Source organism: Pseudomonas sp. 8BK, assembly GCF_902506475.1.
Lineage (GTDB): Bacteria > Pseudomonadota > Gammaproteobacteria > Pseudomonadales > Pseudomonadaceae > Aquipseudomonas > Aquipseudomonas anguilliseptica.
Genome location: NZ_LR733252.1, coordinates 2461426 through 2480863, shown reverse-complemented (window position 1 = coordinate 2480863; position 19438 = coordinate 2461426). Strand labels below are relative to the sequence as shown.

The 19438-nt window shown below is 63.3% G+C and carries 12 protein-coding genes; 7 read left to right on the top strand and 5 right to left on the bottom strand.

The window, feature by feature from the left end:
- Positions 1–146: 146 nt before the first annotated feature.
- On the bottom strand, positions 147–5153 hold the full coding sequence (locus ACIN8IBEIGE_RS11405; RefSeq protein WP_160014722.1) for a hemagglutinin repeat-containing protein: 5007 nt from the start codon (positions 5151–5153) through the stop codon (positions 147–149).
- 93 nt (positions 5154–5246) lie between these two features.
- Positions 5247–6965 carry a ShlB/FhaC/HecB family hemolysin secretion/activation protein gene (locus tag ACIN8IBEIGE_RS11400; protein WP_160014721.1) on the bottom strand — a complete coding sequence of 573 codons (1719 nt, stop codon included), beginning with the start codon at positions 6963–6965 and terminating at the stop codon, positions 5247–5249.
- Positions 6966–7405: 440 nt separating this feature from the next.
- On the opposite strand from ACIN8IBEIGE_RS11400, the gene ACIN8IBEIGE_RS11395 reads away from it, so the two are divergent.
- Complete coding sequence (locus ACIN8IBEIGE_RS11395) at positions 7406–9184, top strand: acyl-CoA dehydrogenase C-terminal domain-containing protein (RefSeq protein WP_160014720.1); 1779 nt, start codon at positions 7406–7408, stop codon at positions 9182–9184.
- Positions 9185–9400: 216 nt separating this feature from the next.
- Here ACIN8IBEIGE_RS11395 and ACIN8IBEIGE_RS11390 read toward each other — a convergent pair whose 3' ends face one another.
- Positions 9401–10033: a HutD family protein gene (locus tag ACIN8IBEIGE_RS11390; protein WP_160014719.1), complete on the bottom strand. Its 633-nt coding sequence runs from the start codon at positions 10031–10033 to the stop codon at positions 9401–9403.
- 270 nt (positions 10034–10303) lie between these two features.
- On the opposite strand from ACIN8IBEIGE_RS11390, the gene hutI reads away from it, so the two are divergent.
- The 6 genes from hutI to hutC all read left to right on the top strand — a co-directional run bounded on the left by hutI (position 10304) and on the right by hutC (position 17977).
- A complete protein-coding gene (gene hutI, locus ACIN8IBEIGE_RS11385; protein WP_160014718.1) occupies positions 10304–11539 on the top strand; it encodes an imidazolonepropionase in 1236 nt (411 codons plus the stop codon).
- A complete protein-coding gene (hutG, locus tag ACIN8IBEIGE_RS11380) occupies positions 11529–12482 on the top strand; it encodes a formimidoylglutamase (protein WP_160014717.1) in 954 nt (317 codons plus the stop codon). Before hutI ends, hutG begins: the two co-directional genes overlap by 11 nt.
- Before the next feature lie 120 nt (positions 12483–12602).
- Positions 12603–13928: a YjiH family protein gene (locus tag ACIN8IBEIGE_RS11375; RefSeq protein WP_160014716.1), complete on the top strand. Its 1326-nt coding sequence runs from the start codon at positions 12603–12605 to the stop codon at positions 13926–13928.
- Between the two features lie 39 nt (positions 13929–13967).
- Positions 13968–15650 carry a urocanate hydratase gene (gene hutU, locus ACIN8IBEIGE_RS11370; RefSeq protein ID WP_160014715.1) on the top strand — a complete coding sequence of 561 codons (1683 nt, stop codon included), beginning with the start codon at positions 13968–13970 and terminating at the stop codon, positions 15648–15650.
- Complete coding sequence (gene hutH / locus ACIN8IBEIGE_RS11365) at positions 15647–17182, top strand: histidine ammonia-lyase (RefSeq protein ID WP_160014714.1); 1536 nt, start codon at positions 15647–15649, stop codon at positions 17180–17182. Before hutU ends, hutH begins: the two co-directional genes overlap by 4 nt.
- Positions 17183–17263: 81 nt before the next feature.
- Complete coding sequence (gene hutC, locus ACIN8IBEIGE_RS11360; protein ID WP_160014713.1) at positions 17264–17977, top strand: histidine utilization repressor; 714 nt, start codon at positions 17264–17266, stop codon at positions 17975–17977.
- Positions 17978–17983: 6 nt separating this feature from the next.
- Here hutC and ACIN8IBEIGE_RS11355 read toward each other — a convergent pair whose 3' ends face one another.
- Together ACIN8IBEIGE_RS11355 and ACIN8IBEIGE_RS11350 are read right to left on the bottom strand one after the other, a co-directional pair.
- Positions 17984–18640: an endonuclease I family protein gene (locus ACIN8IBEIGE_RS11355; protein WP_160014712.1), complete on the bottom strand. Its 657-nt coding sequence runs from the start codon at positions 18638–18640 to the stop codon at positions 17984–17986.
- A 368-nt stretch (positions 18641–19008) separates the two neighbouring features.
- A complete protein-coding gene (locus ACIN8IBEIGE_RS11350) occupies positions 19009–19416 on the bottom strand; it encodes a PaaI family thioesterase (protein ID WP_160014711.1) in 408 nt (135 codons plus the stop codon).
- Positions 19417–19438: the final 22 nt, after the last annotated feature.

Sequence of the window (19438 nt, the reverse complement as noted above, 5' to 3'; positions counted from 1 at the left end):
CGTCATGTCTATGCGACGAGTTTGTCGGCGCATCTTTGTCACCTGGTTAGCTTGTTCAAGATGCACTTGCAGGGTATGGCTTGTCTGCTCAGCTAACGCAGCAACGCCGGCTATGTTGCCGGCGTTGCGCGTGTGCCCTGGTGGGCTTATTGCTCCTGAGTGTTGGCGGCCTGTTCGATACCGGCCTGTACCAGGTGCCGGTCATTGTGACCGCCGACCCGTAGTACGCCGATATTGAACAGTTGCTCCTGCTGAGTGGCGGCGTCCTGTTGCTGGGTCAGCTCGTCCTTGATGCCGAACAACAAATCCACCGGTGACTTGGACAGGTTGAGGCCGAGGTCGGCGCGGTAGTCCTTGCTGTCGAGGGCGCTGCTGCTGACAGTCGAGCCGCCGAGGTCGACTGCACCGTTACTGGCTTTGAGGGTTGCGCCAGTCAGTTGGGTCGTACCGCCGACCTGTAGCTCGATCCCTTGGCTGGCGCTGATACCCGAGGCCGAGGTAACGGCATCCTTGTCGACATGGCTGACGTCCAGATACAGGGTCGGAGTGAGCGCTGCCGTGTTGCTCTTGTCACCGAACAGCACGTTGCCCACCTTGTCGGCCACTGTCTTGCCGGTACTGGTTTTGTCGTTCACCGCGTAGCTGCCTTCCTTGCTGCCGCCGAGTTTGTCCTTGAGCTTGGCCAAACCGTTGGTGGCGGCGCCGGCCTTGTCAGCCAGGTAGCCCTTGGCCTGATCCAGCTTGTTGCCCAGGGCGCTGCGCGGTTCTGGATTGACGTCGTAGCTGCCGCTGCGCGAGAGCGCGTCAGTCAGCTTGTCCTTGGCAATGCCGGCCTGGCTGACCAGGCTATCCTTGGCGTCACCCAGCTTGCCGGCGACCTTGTCCACTCCGTTTTCCAGCTTCCCGCGATGCTGGTCGAAGGCGGCTTGGCTCTTCTCCTTGAGCGGGTCGGCGAGGGGGCCGGTGGTTTTGCCGAGTTTCTCCACCAGACCGGGCTGGTTCTTCTCGCCGGCGAGGCGCAGGTCGATGCCCAGTTTGAGGCGCTGCTCGCTGTCCTTGCGGCTCTCGACGCTCAGGTTACCGCCGATCTGGCCCCCGACCCGATCCGCCTCGATGGTCGCACCGGCCAGGCGGGTATCGCCCTGACTGTTCAGCGTCACCCGCTCGGCCTGGATCTGGCTGTTGTGTTGGGTGGTGCTGTCGAGTTTGTCGACATCGATCTTGACCCGACCGTAGACGCCGTAGTTGTCCTGGTCAGTGTCCTTGCTGGCGCCCTGATTCTGATAGGTCTTGCCGCCGCTACCGCCCAGGCCGAGGCCAAGACCCCAGGTGTTGCGGTGCTCGGTTGACTGCGCCGACTCTTGCAGGATGTCACCCTGGCTGGCATTCAGGTCGACGCTCTGAGCGTTGATCCGGGTGCCTTGCAGATGCAGTGCCTGGGTGTCTGCGGCCGCCGCGCTCAGCTCGACCCGACCCTGGCTGTACAGCGTGCCGCCTTTGGCTGTCAGGCTGTTTTCCTGCACCCTGCCGATGGCGAACTGGCCGCCGACGCTGGCGCCTGAGTTGCTGGTCTCCGCCCCCTTGGTCTTGCTCGCGCCGAGGCTCAGACCACCGCCGAGGTTGCTGCCTTCGGCTCGGTGGCTGTTGGTGGCTGCTTGGAAGTCCAGCTGGCCGGCAGCGTTCAGACGAACGTCCCCCACCTGCTGCTCGGCGCTACCGAACTGGCTGCCTTGCAAGTGCAGATCGCCACCACTGTCCAGCACGATGGGGCCGTTACCGGCGAACGTGGCGACCTGGGCCTGGCTGTCCTGGCTACTCAGACGCTGGTCGTTGACCAGGAAGCTGGCCGAAACGCTACCGCCCTTGCCGCCCGAACCCTTGCTCATGCCAGCTTGCAGGCTGGCGTCGCCCTTCAGGCTGTGACTGTCGCTGGCTTGTCGGTCGTTGGCCTGGTTCAGCACCAGGTCGCCGCCGGCTTGCAGCTGCACGCCGCCCTGGCCGCCATTGAAACGGCTGCCTTCGTACGCGCCGTCGGTGCCCAGCTGGACCTGAATACCCTGGCTACCGCTGAGGCTGCCGAGCACTGCCTTACTGTCGCTGCTGCTGCTCTCGGCAGAGCCACCAATGCCGCTGAGACGGCCGTTGATGTCCTTGCCGGTGGTGGTGTAGACGCGCAGCGTGGTCTTCACGCTGAGGTTGTCGGCGCTCGTACTGTGGCTGTCGCTGGCGGCGTTCAGGGTATGGCTACCGGCATTGATCTGCAGTTGGCCTTGATCGGCGCGATACTGGGTGCCCTGGTCCTGTACATGTCCGGCGACGTCCAGCTGCAGCTGGCCGGCGCTGAACTGGCTGACCACGGCCGTGCTGCCTTGTTGCTGGCTATGGCTGTTCTGGTAGGCAATGTCAAGGTCGAGGCCGAGGTTGGGCTGCTCGAAGGCATCGAGCAGGCCTGGCTGATAGAAGTTGCGTTGGGCCACGCCTTCTACGGCTTTCTCGATGGGCCGCGTAATGCCCTTGTACTCAATGTTCGCCCCCAGATCGACGCTCCAGCCTTGCTCGTCGCGGGTGCTGCTATGGCTATTTTGTGCGGCCCGGTTATCCACCGTTCCGGCGCTGATGTGGAGGCTATCGCCAGCGCCGAGTTGCGCTCCTTGGCTGGTCAGGGTGCCACTGCCGTTACCGGCGTCGATGCGCAGTTGCCCGGCGGAAGCAATGCCGCTGGTCTTGGCCGTGCTGCCCGTGGCACTGCTGTCGAGCGTCTGTTGCCCACCCTCCCAGCCGCTGCCGGCGCGATCCAGTCCGCCGGTGTAGTAGAAACCCACGCCAGTGGTGGTTTGGCTGCTGTCGCTGTGGCTGCTGTCATGGGCCGCTAGCAGGTTGACGTCCCTGGCGGCCAGGCTGGCGCCGCCTTGGCCGGCGCCGATCTGCGAACCCTGCAAGGTCAGCTCGGCCTGGCTCGCTAGCGCTACCGTACCGCCCTTGAGCTCGCTGCCCTGATGGCTGGTGGTGTCGCTGTTGCGGGTTTCCTCGACCTGCTCATAGCGGATTCCCGCGCGATACTGCCGCGAGCCTTTCTGCGTGTCGGTCGCGACCTGGGTTTCCTTGGCGTAGGCGGAGAAGCCGTGGCTGTCGGTGGTGACGGTGGTTTGTTCGGTGTTTTTCGCCGCCAGCACATCGATGTTGCCCACCGCATCGAGCTTGAGCTTGTCGGCGGCCTCGACCAAGGCGCCGACCACGGACAGGTCGGCGGCACTCTTGAGCTGCAGGTTGCTGTCGGAGTTCAGCTCACTGCGCACCAGGGTGCTACTGGCGACCCGGCTGCGTTGCTCATCCTTGACCAGGCCGAACAGCTTGCTGTCCTTGTTATGCTGATTGCTCAAGGAGCTGTCCTGCACACCGTCGATGGTCAGGCTGCCCTGTTGGCTGATCACGCTGGCGTCGGTCTTGCCGCGCACCTGGCTGCCGCTGATGCGCACGTCGTCGGCGGCGATTAGCAGTTTGCCCTGGGCATTGACCTCGCTGCGCTGGTTGAGGGTCTGGGCCTTGTCGCCGCTGCCATTCTTGCCAAAGAAGCTGCCGCCGGTGAGGTCGCCGGAGTAGCTGCTGTTGCTGTTGCTCTGGCTGCGCGTGGCCGTGTCGATCTCGATTTTCTGCTTGCTGCCGAGGATCAGGTCGCCGCCGCTTTGTACCACGGCACCCTCCAGGCGCAAGTTGGCGCCGCTCTGGACTGCCGCGTCGCCGCCGGCCTTGAGCTGGCTGGCGATGCTGCGCTCGCTGCGGGAGCTGTTGTCCCAGTTGGCTTTCCACAGGTGCTTGCGATGGTTGCCGCGGTCACGGTGTTCGCTGACCTCGTTGGCTGCGCTGAGCGTCAGGTCGCCGCTACTGTCGACTTTGAGCTGTTTACCGGCCGTGACGCTGGAGCCTTGCAGGCGGGTGTCGGCGCCGGCCTGCAGGCTGGCATCGCGACTGGCCTTGATGGTGCTGCCGTGTTGGCGGGAGTCGCGGTCGGTGATGGTCTGGTCGTAGGTCTCGTAGGTGATGCCCCAGAACTTGTTGTTCCAGTTGTTGCGCGACTCGCGTAGCTGCTTGCTCTCCAGGCTGCTCAAGGTCAGGTTGCGCCCGGCGCTGAGTTGCACGTCGCGCCCGCTGACCTCGCTGGCGGCTAGGCCGAGGTCGGCGGCGGCCTTGAGGGCCACGTCGCCCTGGCTGCTGCGCACGTTGGCCAGGCGGCCGTTGAGGCTGTTGTCCTGGGCCGCTTGGCCGCTGATGGTCAGGTCGCCAGCCGAGCTGATGCTGACGCCGTCGCGCCCGTCGATCTGAGTCGGGCCAACCTTGACCCCGGCGCCTTCAGCGGTGCTGACGATATTGATGCGTCCGGCTTGCATGGCGCCGAACAGGCTGGCGTCGATGCGCTGGCCGGGGCCAGCACTGGCCGTGGCGCTGGCGTGCACCTGGCCATCGGTGTAGCCGACCTGGTTCCGTCCGGCGGTCAGGTTCAGCTCATCGCGGGCGCGAATTTGTCCCTGACTATCAATTTGGGGAGCCAGCAGGTCCAGTCGACCGTCGTCGTTGCGCAGCCCCCCGGCCTGGATGGTGAGCTTGCCGTTGGCATTCTGCGTGTTCAGCCCTTGCAGTTGACCGTCCTGCAGTTCGGGCTTGCCCACCACCAGGCTGGCGCGTGGTGCGTTGATAAAGCTGGCGCCGTTGACGCTGATGCCATTGGGGTTGGCCAGGACATAGTCGGCGGGGCGACCGAAGATCTCCTGGGCACCGTTGATCTGCGAGGCGTTGCGGCTGATCACTTCGTTGAGGATCACGCTGGCGGCCTGGCTCTGCAGTTGCGGGTTGGCCGCCAGCTGTCCGGCCAGGATTGATTGTCCATTGCTCAAGGCGTTGTTCAGCACCAGCCCCTGACGGTCGACGTTAAAGTCGAGGAACTGGTTGTGCGACAACCCGGAGGCGTTGGGGGCGACGATGTTGATCACCGGTACGCCTTGCTGGTTGTGAATCTGCGGCGTGCCGCCGGGGCCGTTAGCGGCAGCCAGGCCGGCGGCGAAGGCCGGTTGCAGCGATTGAAACAGCATCAGGCCGGCGATGGACCAGCGCAGCCTGCCTCTGGGCGAGAGCAGAAATACTTCCGTGTTGTTGGGCATAAACACCTTCATTTTGTGGAGAGGAATAGGAGTGCGCGTCTTCGTATGGCCACAGGCTTCGCGCGTAGACCCGCGGCTCTGTCGGGCGATGAGCTAGAGCGACAGGCTCAGGCGCATCAGCCAGATTTCTGGTTCGTGAGTGAAGGTTTGCGGGCGGTGCAGGCTGCGCTGGTAATCCAGGTCCAGCCGCAGGTCGTGCCAGTTCAGGCTCAGGCCAGCACTGGCGCCGGCCAGCTGCTCCGGAGCGACGCCGTGATCGGCCTTGACCCAGCCGCTATCCAGGCCCAGGCGCGGCGTTAGCAGCAGCCCATGCTCGAGCTGCTGTGGCAGTCGCAGGGTGTTGCGCCAGATGGCCGCGCTGGCGCCGGAGGCCGAGTTGCGGCGAAACCCCCGTACCGCCGAGTCGTCGCTGGCCAGGACTTGCTCGATGGCCGGCAGTGGGTCGGGGCTGTACTGCAGCGATAACTGGCTGTGCCACTGCCAGGGCTGAGTGGCGAGCAGGCCATTGCGCCATTGACCGAGGCTGGCGCGCCATTTGCGAAATTGCGGGCGTGGCAGGTCGTCGAACAGGCGTTCATCGTCGCGATCGGCACCGAACCAGGTCAGGCCTTGGGCATAGCCGAGATCAAGGTTCCACGTGGCGTTGTCCAGCCAGAATAGGCTGACGCCGGCCTCGGCCACGGTCAGGGTCGGGCTCTGGATCTGCAAGCGCTGGTTGAGGAACAGACTTTCGACACGCTTGTGCGCGAGCTGCAGGTTGCCGCTCAACTGATGGCGCTGGCCGCGCCACAGAACCCGGTCCAGACGCAGGCTGAGCTGGTCGGTGCGGCCCTCGCTGTCCACGGTCTGCTGGCTCAGGTGCACCGGCGCCCAGTATTCGGCGCGGCTGGCGAATAGAGCCAGGTTCCAGTAGCCATAGGGCACGCTGTAGTAAAGGTTGCGACTGCGACTGAAGCGGGCGTCGCTGTTGAGCGTGTCGCTCAGGCTCAGATTGAAGTAGTCGTTGAGCTCCAGTGGGCTGTCCAGACTTAGACTGAGCGTGGCTCGGTCGCGCCCGGTGCTGGCGCTGCCGAGGTTGTCCAGACCGACATCCAGCCCCCAGCGTTTCATCAGGGCGCGTGGGCGGATGATGATGCGCGAGCCGCCTTGCAGCGTGCCGGGGGCGATGTCGGCTGTGAGATCGAAGGCACGCAGACGATTGAGCTGGTCGAGGCCCTGTTCCAAATCGCGCAGATTCAGCGGCTTGCCGAGCATGCCGGGGAAGGCGCTACGCAGTGACACCGCTAGCGTTTGGTCGGCCAGTTCGATGGATTCGACGAAACCCTCTTCGACCAGAATATCCAGCGACTGACCGGCTGCCGGGGGGCTGCTGAGGTAAGGGCGGCTGGCGATATAACCGGCCTCGACATACGCCTGTGTGATGGTACTGAGCAACTGGTTGATCTGCCCGACGCCCATGCAGGGGGCGATCAGGGGTTGCAGTCGCGCATCCAGCTCGGAGCGCTCAAGCAGGGTGACACCGCCAATTCGGGTGCCACTCAAGGGCCAGCACTGGCTGTCTTGCTCGGCGTTCGTTGGCTGTGCCTGTACGGCGCTGTCGGTGGAAAAAGCGCCACGTTCGAGCTGGCGCTGGCGCTGCTGCTGTTGCAGTTGTCTGAGTTCGTGCTGTTGCTGTTGCTGCTGACGCAAGCCCTCAGTGTTCTGGGCAGGAGTTTCTGCCGCAAACAGCTGTGGGCTGGCGGCTAGCCACAAATTACAGAGCAGAGGCAGGTGCAAACGCAAACGGCAGGCGCCAAGAAAAGCTTTAAACACGCATACATCCTTGTCGTAATTGATTAAGCGGCGAAACGCTGACAATTGATGGATGGCAAACACTAATCTGGACTAGACCAGTATTGCCCCGTGCTTAAGTAGAGTTGACGTGAGCCTGGTTGTTACATCACGAAAGCTGCTCGAGGGGGGATTCCTGAAAATGAGAACTGTTTGGCGTATTCCAGGCCGCTTATGGGGAGTTATCCCGCTGGCTTAAGCGGGCTTCGCCGACATGTGTCGTTAAACTCAGAATTGGGACGGTGGAGTGGCGTTGCTTCTGACGAGTGGTAGTTAGCTCAGGGGCTGTGAGGTATCGGTGCTGCGGCTTTTGATACTGCTTGTGAATTAGCGGTCACGACGCGACCCTATGTGTCTGAAAAGTTGTTCGGGTAAACTCAAAACACTTCTGTATACCCGTTGGTTTGTTCGAGGATTGCCCCATGGCTGACTACAAAGCTCCCCTGCGCGATATGCGCTTCGTGCTCAATGAAGTGTTTGAAGTTTCCAAGCTGTGGGCCCAGTTGCCGGCCCTGGCTGAAGTGGTCGATGAAGACACTGCAGCGGCCATTCTCGAAGAAGCCGGCAAGGTCACCGGCGGCGTGATTGCCCCGCTGAACCGCAGCGGCGACGAAGAAGGCTGCTCCTGGGTCAACGGCTCGGTGAAAACCCCAGCCGGCTTCCCGGATGCCTACAAAACCTACGCCGAAGGCGGCTGGGTCGGCGTCGGTGGTGACCCGGTGTTCGGCGGTATGGGCATGCCCAAGGCGATCTCGGCCCAGGTCGAGGAAATGGTCAACTCGGCCAACCTGTCGTTCGGCCTGTACCCGATGCTCACGGCCGGTGCCTGCCTGTCGATCAATGCCCACGCCAGCGAAGAGCTGAAAGAAAAATACCTGCCGAACATGTATTCCGGCGTCTGGGCGGGCTCCATGTGCCTGACCGAACCGCATGCGGGTACAGACCTGGGCATCATCCGCACCAAGGCCGAGCCGCAGGCTGATGGCAGCTTCAAGGTGTCCGGCACCAAGATCTTTATCACCGGCGGTGAGCACGACCTGACCGAGAACATCATTCACCTGGTACTGGCCAAGCTGCCGGACGCTCCAGCGGGCCCGAAAGGCATCTCGCTGTTCCTGGTGCCGAAGGTCATGGTCAACTCCGACGGTTCCCTGGGTGAGAAGAACTCGCTGTCCTGCGGTTCCATTGAGCACAAGATGGGCATCAAGGCCTCGGCCACCTGCGTGATGAACTTCGACGGAGCCACCGGCTGGATCGTCGATGCGCCGAACAAGGGCCTCGCGGCGATGTTCACCATGATGAACTACGAGCGCCTGGGCGTTGGCATCCAGGGTCTGTCTCTGGGCGAGCGCAGCTACCAGAACGCCGTGGAATACGCCCGCGACCGTATTCAGAGCCGTGCGCCGACTGGCCCGGTAGCCAAGGACAAAGCCGCCGACCCGATCATCGTGCACCCGGACGTACGTCGCATGCTGCTGACCATGAAAGCGCTGAACGAAGGCGGTCGTGCCTTCTCCAGCTACGTGGCTATGCAGCTCGACACCGCCAAGTTCAGCGAAGACGCCGCCACCCGCAAGCGCGCGGAAGAGCTGGTTGCTCTGCTGACCCCGGTAGCCAAGGCCTTCCTCACCGACATGGCGCTGGAAACCACCACCCATGGCCAGCAGATTTTTGGCGGCCACGGTTATATCCGTGAGTGGGGCCAGGAACAGCTGATCCGCGACTGCCGCATCACCCAGATCTACGAAGGCACCAACGGTATCCAGGCACTCGATCTGGTCGGGCGTAAAGTGGTCGGCAGCGGCGGTGCGTTCTACAAGCACTTCGCTGAAGAGATCAAAGCTTTCACCGATTCCGCCGATAGCAGCTTGGCCGAGTTTATCGAGCCGCTGAAAGGCGCTATCGCCAATCTGGAGCTGATGACTGCCGATCTGCTGGAACGCGCCAAGGCCAACCCGAACGAAGTCGGCGCTGCCTCGGTCGAGTACTTGCAGGTGTTCGGCTACACCGCCTACGCCTACATGTGGGCCCTGATGGCACGCACCGCACTGGCCAAGCAGGACCAGGACGAGTTCTACGTCAGCAAGCTGGGCACCGCGCGTTTCTTCTTCGCCCGCCTGCTGCCGCGCATCCACTCGCTGACCGCATCGGTTAAAGCCGGTAGCGAGAGCTTGTATCTGCTCGACGCCGCGCAGTTCTAAGACACTGTCTCGGATCTGCTGCGCGTCGGCGATACTGCGTTGAAAACAGCCGCGGAATGCTCATTTACAGCCAGTAAACTCCGCTTCCTTGGCTGTTTTCGCCTTGTCTCGCTCTAGCTCGCGAGACCCGAAACAGTGTCTACGCCTTACTTGTAGCGCAAAAGCCCCGGCCCAGTGCCGGGGCTTTTGCGTTTAAGGGCCTGGATTTGTCTGGCGCTAAACCCAGTTGTCGCTTAGCAGATCAATTGCCTCCTGCCCGGCGCTGGCCAGCTCAAGTCGCGCCAGATAGAGGCCGCTACGGCCCTGGCTGGTCAGCCGCCAGGGGCCGACTTCGTCTTCCAGCAGCAAGCCTTGGCCGGCGTTCAGGCTCACGGGCGCGGTCTCGGCGCTGGCGCACGTCAGACCAGCGCCGCTGCAGCAGTAGATAAACAGCACGGCGCTGCTGTCGAGCCACTGCTGGCCCTGCAGTTCGCGGTATTCCAGGCGGTGTTGCCAGCGATTACGACGGCTCATCAGATTGAAGTCCTGCACCGGGCCATCAAGCAGCTCGGCCTGCACATCCAGCTCGCCGGGAAAGGCTACCACCGGAGTGTGGCTATCGAGTTCAAGGCTGATCTGCTCGGGCAGATTCAGGCGCAGGCCGGCGCCGCTGAGCAGGCCCAGGCTGCGGTCGATGCCGGGGTAATGAGAGAAGGGGCCGGCACTTTCCACCCGCGCGCTGCTGATACGCCACTCAAAGTTGCTTAGATCCGCGTCAGTCGGCGCGATGGCCAATTCCAGGGTCACGCCCTTACCGTTCTTCCACGGCAGTTGGCGGGCGGTGCTGCTGTCGATAATCCGGATGCTCATGGCGGTTGCTCATGCAGGCTGTTTGTATATGTATATACATTAACGTTTTGCGGCTGCACAGATCCAGCATGAGTCGAGCGCTGCCGTTGGTCTGCTGCAGGGCTTTGCTGTTGAACAGTATGCGCCGTCTATCTCGGTGATTTCTTTGGTTATGCCTTCGCGCGGGCACATGACGGTTGTAGCACGGCAGTGATTTTTCGGTGACGAACGGGGTTGACGACTGCATGGTCGAATTTTATTGTATATACAAGTTAGCTCAAGGAGAGTCCCATGTCCCCGTCCGCCCCGCGCCTGCTGTGGCGCAAGCTCTGCCTCTTTGATGGCCTGACCACGCTGGCTGAGCCGACCAATCTGCTGGTGGCGGATGGCAAGGTCGCGGGGCTGTGGCCTACCAGCGCGTTTCCTGAAGCTATGGCTGAAGGCGCGGTCGAAGCCGGGCGTGGCGGGGTAATGACCCCGGGTCTGGTGGATTGCCATACGCATCTGGTGTACGCCGGCAACCGCGCCGGCGAGTTCGAGCAGCGCCTCGAAGGTGCCAGCTATGCCGAGATCGCCAAGGCCGGCGGCGGCATTCTCAGTACCGTGCGCGCCACCCGGGCAGCCAGCGAGGACGAGCTGCTGGCGCAGAGCCTGCCGCGTTTGCAGGCGCTGTTGGACGACGGTGTGACCACCCTGGAAATCAAATCCGGCTATGGCCTGAGCACCGCTGATGAATTGAAGATGCTGCGCGTTGCCCGCCGCCTCGGCGAGTTGCTGCCGCTGCGCATCACCACCACCTTGCTCGGCGCCCACGCCTTGCCGCCGGAGTTCGCCGGCGACAGCGATGGCTATATCGCCTTGGTGTGCAACGAGATGATCCCGGCGGCCGTTGCCGAAGGTCTGGTCGATGCGGTGGATGTGTTCTGCGAAAACATCGCCTTTAGCCCGGCGCAGTGCGAGCTGGTGTTCCAGGCTGCGCAACGTCACGGCCTGCCGGTCAAGGTGCACGCCGAGCAGCTGTCCAACCAGGGTGCCAGCGCTCTGGCTGCGCGTTATCACGGCCTCTCGGCCGACCATATCGAGTTTCTCGACGAGGCCGGGGTGCAGGCCATGGCTGCCGCCGGCACCGTGGCCACCCTGTTGCCGGGGGCCTTTTATACCCTGCGGGAAACCCAGCTGCCGCCCATCGCGTTGCTGCGTCAGCACAACGTGCCGATGGCCCTGGCCAGCGATGCCAACCCCGGCACCTCGCCGATCTGCTTTCCGACTCTGACCCTCAACCAGGCCTGCACCCTGTTCCGTTTGACCCCGCGTGAAGCCCTGGCCGGTATGACCGCCCATGCCGCCCGCGCCCTCGGCCGCCCAGATCTCGGGCGGATTGAGGTTGGAGCTCCCGCCGATCTGTGCCTGTGGGATGTGCAGCAACCCGCCGAGCTGGCCTATGCGGTCCAGCCGGGCCGGCTGCGTCAGCGCATCTTCAACGGCGCCATTAGCTACAGCAAAGAGGTCAACCGCCATGCACGCTGATCGCAACTCCATGAACCTCTGGCAGGGCCGCATCGACCCGGAAGCCGACAGCCCGCGCTGGCATCAGCGCATTCAGGAGCTGAGCGCCGACAGCCAGTCTGGCGTCGCCCTACTCGGTTTTGCCAGCGACGAAGGCGTGCGCCGCAACCATGGCCGCGTTGGCGCGGTAAATGGTCCGCTGGCGATACGCAAGGCGTTGGCCAACCTGGCCTGGCATCGCCAGGGTGCGGCCTATGACGCCGGTGATGTGCTGTGCGCCGATGGCGATCTGGAGAGCGCCCAGGCGCGCCTCGGTCACAACGTCTGCGCACTGCTGGATGCCGGGCATCTGCCGGTCGTTCTAGGTGGCGGCCATGAGGTGGCTTTCGGTAGCTGGCAGGGTATCGCCGAACACTTGGCCGGCGGAACCACACGGATGGCCGCCCCACGCATCGGTATTATCAATTTCGACGCCCATTTCGACTTGCGCGACCCGGCCCATGCCCGCTCCTCCGGCACGCCCTTCGCCCAGATCGCCGAGCAGTGCGCCGCCCGTGGCTGGCCGTTCGCCTACGCTTGCCTCGGTGTCAGCCGCGCCAGCAACACCCGCGCCTTGTTCCAGCGCGCCGCCGAACTGAACGTGCTGGTGCGTGAAGACCGTGAAATTCGCGAAGGCAGCCTGGCGGCCATCAGCGCCGAACTGTCGGCCTTTATCGCCGCTTGCGACGCCATCTACCTGACCATCGATATCGACGTGCTGCCGGCCTGCGAGGCTCCCGGCGTCAGCGCCCCGGCAGCCCGTGGCGTGCCTCTGGCGCTGCTCGAACCGCTGCTGGAAACCGTGCGCGACAGCGGCAAGTTGCGCCTGATGGACCTGGCCGAACTCAACCCCGAACACGATATCGACAGCCGCACCGCCAAGGTTGCGGCGCGCCTGATCCACCTGTTGACCCTGACCGGCTAAACGCTACTTGGCCACTTCCCTGACAACAATAAATACAGAGGAATGCACAGATGACACCTTTCACCCAGCACCGCCACGGCGGCAGCCCGGCACTCCGTTTGTTGCGCGCGGAGAGCCGTCATGTCTGAACAGCTCGCGGCGTTCGCCAGCGTGTCCAAAGGCCGTGCCCTGGCCCGATTGCTCGGCTACAGCCTGATCGGTCTGTTGATCTTCTTTGTGCCGTTCGAGATCGGCGGCCGCTCGACCATTCTGCTCGACCATAGCGCCAGCGCCCTGCAAACCCATACCCGGCCGCTGGTGATCACTATTGCCATGCTGTTTATGCTCTACGGCGCGCTGCAACCCTGGTTCAGCGGCAGCTGGCGCGGCGACCTGACGCGCACCGTGTTTAGCGTGCTCAAGGTGTTCGGTCTGCTGATCGGCGTGGCCTATCTGTTCCGTGTCGGGCCTGAAGCGCTGTATCAGCCGGGCATGCTGCCGTTTCTGTTCGACAAGCTGGTGCTCAGCCTGGCGCTGATCGTGCCGCTCGGTGCCCTGGCCCTGGTGTTTCTGATCGGCTTCGGCCTGCTCGAACTGGTCGGCGTGCTGATGCAGCCGGTGATGCGGCCGATCTGGCGCACGCCGGGCAAGTCGGCAATCGATGCCGTGGCCTCGTTTGTTGGCAGCTACTCGGTGGGCCTGCTGATCACCGACCGCATGTACCAGCAGGGCCACTACAGCGTGCGTGAGGCGGCGATTATCGCCACCGGCTTCTCCACGGTGTCGGCGCCTTTTATGGTGATCATCGCCAAGACCCTGGGCCTGATGGAAATCTGGAACCTGTATTTCTGGAGCGCGATGCTGGTGACCTTTGCCGTTACCGCCGTCAGCGCGCGCATCTACCCGCTGTCGCGTCTGCCTACTGAAAGCCGTCCCGAGCCGCAGCTGCAAGCGGGCGAAAGCCGTATCGGCAGCGCCTGGCGTGCTGGCCTGAGCCAGGCGGCCAGTGCGCCCTCGCTGCTTAGCGCGTTGCGCGAGACCTTTGTCGATGGCCTGCGCATGACCGCCTCGATTCTGCCGAGCATTCTCGCCGTCGGCCTGCTCGGTTTGCTCGCCGCCAAATACACCCCGCTGTTCGATGCCCTGGGCGTGCTGTTCTACCCGCTGACCTGGCTGTTTGGCCTGAACGAGCCGATGCACGTGGCCCGCGCCATTTCCTCCAGTCTGGCGGAGATGTTTCTGCCGGCCATGTTGCTGAAAGACGCCGACATGCTGGTCAAGTTCGTCACCGCCATCGTCTCGGTGAGCAGCGTGCTGTTTCTCTCGGCCTCGATTCCCTGCGTGCTGGCCACGCGAATTCCCCTGCGTCTGCGCGACCTGTTGCTGGTGTGGCTGCAGCGCACGTTCTTAAGCCTGTTGTTCAGCATTCCGCTGGCCTACCTGGCGCTCTATATGGGCTGGCTATAAGCCGCCCGCACCTAACGATCTGTTGATAAGGAGCCTCTTATGAGCCGTTTCCGCGATACCGAAATCCGCGCCGCCCGTGGCACCACGCTGACCGCCAAGAGCTGGCTGACCGAAGCGCCGCTGCGCATGCTGATGAACAACCTCGACCCGGAAGTGGCCGAGAACCCCAAGGAGCTGGTGGTGTATGGCGGCATCGGCCGCGCCGCGCGCAACTGGGAATGCTACGACAAGATCGTCGAGGTGCTGACCCGCCTGGAAGATAACCAGACCCTGCTGATCCAGTCCGGAAAGCCGGTCGGCGTGTTCGAGACCCACAAGGACGCGCCGCGGGTGCTGCTGGCCAACTCCAACCTGGTGCCGCACTGGGCCACCTGGGAACACTTCAACGAACTGGATGCCAAGGGCCTGGCCATGTACGGCCAGATGACCGCCGGCAGCTGGATCTATATCGGCAGCCAGGGCATCGTCCAGGGTACCTATGAAACCTTTGTCGAGGCCGGTCGCCAGCATTACGGCGGCAACCTCAAGGGCCGTTGGGTACTGACTGCCGGCCTCGGCGGCATGGGCGGCGCGCAACCACTGGCGGCGACCCTGGCCGGCGCCTGCTCGCTGAATATCGAGTGCCAGCAGTCGCGTATCGATTTCCGCCTGAAGACCCGTTATGTCGACGAGCAGGCCAGCGACCTGGACGATGCCCTGGCGCGACTCGACAAGTACTGCAGCGAAGGCAAGGCCATCTCCATCGCCCTGTGCGGCAACGCGGCTGAAATATTGCCGGAACTGGTCAAACGCGGCGTGCGCCCGGATATGGTCACCGACCAGACCAGCGCCCACGACCCGCGCCACGGCTATCTGCCGATCGGCTGGAGCTGGGACGAGTACGTGGCCCGTGGCAAGACCGAGGAAACCGTGGTGGTCAAGGCCGCCAAGCAGTCCATGGCCGTGCATGTACGCGCCATGCTGGCCTTCCAGCAGATGGGCGTGCCGACTTTCGACTACGGCAACAATATTCGCCAGATGGCCCTGCAGGAGGGCGTCGACAACGCCTTCGACTTCCCTGGTTTCGTCCCGGCCTATATCCGTCCGCTGTTCTGCCAGGGTATCGGCCCGTTCCGCTGGGTGGCGCTGTCCGGCGACCCGGAAGACATCTACAAGACCGACGCCAAGGTCAAGGAGCTGATCCCGGACGACGCCCACCTGCACAACTGGCTGGACATGGCCCGCGAGCGCATCAGCTTCCAGGGGCTGCCGGCCCGTATCTGCTGGGTCGGCTTGAAGGACCGCGCCCGTCTGGCCCAGGCCTTCAACGACATGGTGGCGAGCGGCGAGCTGAAGGCGCCTATCGTGATTGGTCGCGACCATCTCGACTCCGGTTCGGTATCCAGCCCCAACCGTGAAACCGAGGCCATGCAGGACGGCTCCGATGCCGTGTCCGACTGGCCGCTGCTCAACGCCCTGCTGAATACCGCGGGCGGTGCGACCTGGGTGTCGCTGCACCATGGTGGCGGCGTCGGCATGGGCTACTCGCAGCATTCCGGCGTGGTGATAGTCGCCGACGGTACGCCGGAGGCCCGCGCCCGTCTCGGCCGCGTATTGCGCAACGACCCAGGCACCGGGGTGATGCGCCACGCCGATGCCGGATATGAGATTGCCGTAGAGTGCGCTCGCGAGCAGGGCCTTGACCTGCCGATGATCGCCGCTACCCAAGGAGCCCAAGCATGAGCCTGTTCACCCTGCACCCCGGCCAGTTGACCCTGGCCCATCTGCGCGCCGCCTACCAGGCACCGCTGCGCCTGAACCTGGCAGCGTCGGCCTACCCGGCCATCGAGGCCAGTGTGGCTTGCGTCAACGGCATCATCGCCGAAGGCCGCACCGCCTACGGCATCAATACCGGTTTCGGTCTGCTGGCCTCGACCCGCATTGCCACCGAGGACCTGGAAAAGCTGCAGCGCTCCCTGGTGCTGTCGCACGCCGCCGGCATCGGTGCGCCGCTGGACGACGCCATGGTTCGGCTGATCATGCTGCTGAAGGTCAACAGCCTGGCGCGCGGCTTCTCTGGCATTCGCCGGCAGGTAATCGAGGCGCTGATCGCCCTGATCAATGCCGAGGTTTACCCGCATATCCCCGTCAAAGGCTCGGTCGGTGCCTCCGGCGACCTCGCGCCGCTGGCGCATATGTCGCTGGTACTGCTCGGTGAAAGCCAGGCGCGGCACAAGGGTCAGTGGCTGCCAGCCACCGAAGCCCTGGCCATCGCCGGTCTGCAGCCGATGACCCTGGCCGCCAAGGAAGGTCTGGCGCTGCTCAATGGCACCCAGGTGTCCACGGCCTATGCCTTGCGCGGGTTGTTCGAGGCAGAAGACCTGTTCGCTGCGGCCAGCGTCTGCGGCGGCCTGACTGTCGAGGCCGCCTTGGGCTCGCGTGCGCCGTTTGATGCGCGCATCCATGCTGCGCGTGGTCAGCGCGGGCAGATCGACGCGGCGGCGGTTTATCGTCATCTGCTGGGTGACAGCAGCGAAGTGGGCCGCTCTCACGAAGCCTGCGACAAGGTGCAGGACCCATACTCGTTGCGTTGCCAGCCGCAGGTGATGGGCGCCTGCCTGACTCAGTTGCGCCAGGCCGCCGAGGTGCTGGCGGTGGAAGCCAACGCGGTATCGGATAACCCGCTGGTGTTCGCTGCCGAAGGCGAGGTTATTTCCGGTGGCAACTTCCACGCCGAGCCGGTGGCCATGGCCGCCGACAATATCGCCCTGGCCATTGCTGAGATCGCCTCGCTGAGCGAACGGCGAACTTCACTGATGATGGACAAACATATGTCGCAGCTGCCGCCGTTTCTGGTGGCCAATGGCGGGGTTAATTCCGGCTTTATGATCGCCCAGGTTACCGCCGCCGCCTTGGCCAGCGAAAACAAGGCCCTGGCCCATCCGCACAGCGTCGACAGCCTGCCAACTTCGGCCAACCAGGAAGATCACGTGTCCATGGCCCCGGCCGCTGGCAAGCGCCTGTGGGAGATGGCCGCCAACACCCGTGGCGTGCTGGCCATCGAATGGCTGGGGGCCTGCCAGGGCCTGGACTTCCGCGAAGGGCTGGAAAGCTCGCCGTTGCTGGAACAGGCGCGTCGGGCCCTGCGTGCGCAGGTGCCGTATTACGTGGAAGACCGCTTCTTCGCCCCGGATATCGAAGCGGCTAATGCCTTGCTCGCCGAGCGTGTGTTGACCCCGCTGTTGCCGAACGGGGTATTGCCATCGTTGGCGTGAGCCGTGCGGCCCTTTCCATGGTGGGAGAGGGCAGGTAAGCCGGTTATTATCCGCGCACCGGGACCACCCCAAGGAGCCGCTGTGAGCAGTACAACCCCGCGCTACAAGGCGATTGAAGCGTTTCTGCTGGAACGCATCCACAGCGGCGCTTATCCGGTCAATCATCAGATTCCGCCGGAAGAGCAGCTGGCGCGGGATTTCGGGGTCAGCCGGATGACCGCCAACAAGGCCATTCGCGACCTGGTGCAGAAGGGCTACCTGCTGCGCCAGGCCGGGCTGGGCACCTTCGTCACCGACCGCAAGGCCGAGTCATCGCTGCATGAAGTACTGAATATCGCCAATGAAGTGCGCGGTCGTGGGCATGCCTACAGCAACGACATCATTCGCTGTGAGGCGCTGGCGGCGGATGATGAGGTGGCACTGCGCCTGGGTCTGCGGCTGGGTGCGGAGGTGTTTCACAGCATTCTGGTGCACCGTGAGGATGGTGTGCCGATCCAGTTGGAAGACCGCTTCGTCAATCCGCGCTGGGTGCCGCATTACCTGGACAGTGATTTTTCCCGGCAGACGCCCAACGAGGTGCTGGTCAGCAGCTGCCCGATCTCCGATGTTGAGCATGTGGTCGAGGCGGTGTTGGTCGATCAGCAGGTGGCCGACTGGCTGGCTATCGAAGTGGCCGCGCCGTGTCTGAGTGTGATCCGTCGAACCTGGTCGGATGAGCATCTGATCAGCTACGCCCGGCTGATCCATCCGGGCGATCGCTATAAATTGCGTTCATCGCATAAGCCGCGGCACTAAAGCCGATCAGTTATTGATCTGCTGCTCGACCAGTTCGGGGTTGTCGATAAAGCGGTTGCGGGTGCCTTGCAGGCTGGCAATCTTGTCGTTGCGTTCCTTTTCTTCGGCGTCCGGTGGGTCCATCTGGTGCCACTTCTTGTACACCTGCACCTGGCCGACGATGGGCAGGTCGTACTCGACATGCATATAGAAGATCGCCCGTGCCACGTTGCCCTTGGCTTCATCGCGCGGTTCCACTAACTGGAAGCTGGTTTTCATGTCGCAGCCGATGTCGGCGAACTTGCTCGGTACGCTGTCATCCAGATCGCCGAACTGCGCATTGCGCCGCACCAGCTCGACGCGGGTTAGCGCCGGGTAAAGGTTGTGCAGGTCGGCGGCCATATAGACGTAGCGCGGGTTCATGATTCCGCACTGGCGGTCAGTGACGCAGCGCAGCGCGCTTTTCAGTTGTTTGCTGCTGTAGATCGGGCTGGCCTTGAGCTGGCCGCTTTCTTCAGTGAACTCTTTACCGCAGTACAGCGTGCTGCCGCCCTGGCCGTAAAGTTGGCTCCAGAACAGTTGCACGGCGGCTTTGGGATCGGAAAGCTGGTTCTGCCCGTTGGCCAGAGTGGGTAGGCTGATGCTGGCTGTCAGGCAGCCGATGGCAATAAGCAATGAGCGCATGTGTGGCCCCAATGACCGCCGTTGACGGGGTCTGTTGTTTTTGTAAGACAAGATCGAGTCTAACAAGACCTGCGTCACAAAATAAAGCCGAGCGTTTGCTTGGTTTTACTCGCAAAGGTGCTCTGTAGGCTATGGCTTACACGGCGTGCTGCAGATCGCCACTATGCCGGGTACCGGCCGGCGACTAATCTGCTCCCCATGGACGTCGCGCAGGAAGCGCACTTTAGCAACAAGGATACGTGGGACAGCTGCCAGGACGGCAAGCAGATCAAGGATGTCAACAAACAGTCTGCAAAGGCCCCGCAATGCGGGGTTTTCTTTTTTATGGCCTGCCATTCATGGCCGCCACCCTTCTCGATATATCGAAGTTATCGCGTTAGCACGCTGAATACCGCGCTCGCCCGAGCAATACGCACCGACTCGACGACAAAGTAGCAATTGGCAAACGCCAGGCTTTTGCCGACCCTCTGCACATCGCTTTCGATGGTTATCCAGTCGCCAAGTCTGGCAGTGCCGGCGTAATCGATAGTCAGGCTGGTGGTGACTATGGGGGTGGGCGGTTCCTCGGCGAAAGCGCTGTTATAGCCCAGGGCCACATCGGCCAGGCTGCTGAGCACACCGCCATGCACCAGGCCGCGGGCATTGCAGTGTTTCTCCTCGGCTCTCAGGCCAATTACCAGGCCCGTGGCGCTGCGCTGGTTGTAGATCGGCCCGAGCAGATCAAGGAAGGGGCTGCTTCTGAATAGCGGGCTAAAGCCTGCGGGAACCATGCTCATCAGCGAAACCTCCTGTGCTAGG

Bases quoted from the DNA above. Each gene is read 5' to 3' on its own strand.
- ACIN8IBEIGE_RS11405 (WP_160014722.1), bottom strand. From the start codon at position 5,153: ATGCCCAACAACACGGAAGTATTTCTGCTCTCGCCCAGAGGCAGGCTG.
- ACIN8IBEIGE_RS11395 (WP_160014720.1), top strand. From the start codon at position 7,406: ATGGCTGACTACAAAGCTCCCCTGCGCGATATGCGCTTCGTGCTCAAT.
- ACIN8IBEIGE_RS11390 (WP_160014719.1), bottom strand. From the start codon at position 10,033: ATGAGCATCCGGATTATCGACAGCAGCACCGCCCGCCAACTGCCGTGG.
- hutI (WP_160014718.1), top strand. From the start codon at position 10,304: ATGTCCCCGTCCGCCCCGCGCCTGCTGTGGCGCAAGCTCTGCCTCTTT.
- hutG (WP_160014717.1), top strand. From the start codon at position 11,529: ATGCACGCTGATCGCAACTCCATGAACCTCTGGCAGGGCCGCATCGAC.
- ACIN8IBEIGE_RS11375 (WP_160014716.1), top strand. From the start codon at position 12,603: ATGTCTGAACAGCTCGCGGCGTTCGCCAGCGTGTCCAAAGGCCGTGCC.
- hutU (WP_160014715.1), top strand. From the start codon at position 13,968: ATGAGCCGTTTCCGCGATACCGAAATCCGCGCCGCCCGTGGCACCACG.
- hutH (WP_160014714.1), top strand. From the start codon at position 15,647: ATGAGCCTGTTCACCCTGCACCCCGGCCAGTTGACCCTGGCCCATCTG.
- ACIN8IBEIGE_RS11355 (WP_160014712.1), bottom strand. From the start codon at position 18,640: ATGCGCTCATTGCTTATTGCCATCGGCTGCCTGACAGCCAGCATCAGC.
- ACIN8IBEIGE_RS11350 (WP_160014711.1), bottom strand. From the start codon at position 19,416: ATGAGCATGGTTCCCGCAGGCTTTAGCCCGCTATTCAGAAGCAGCCCC.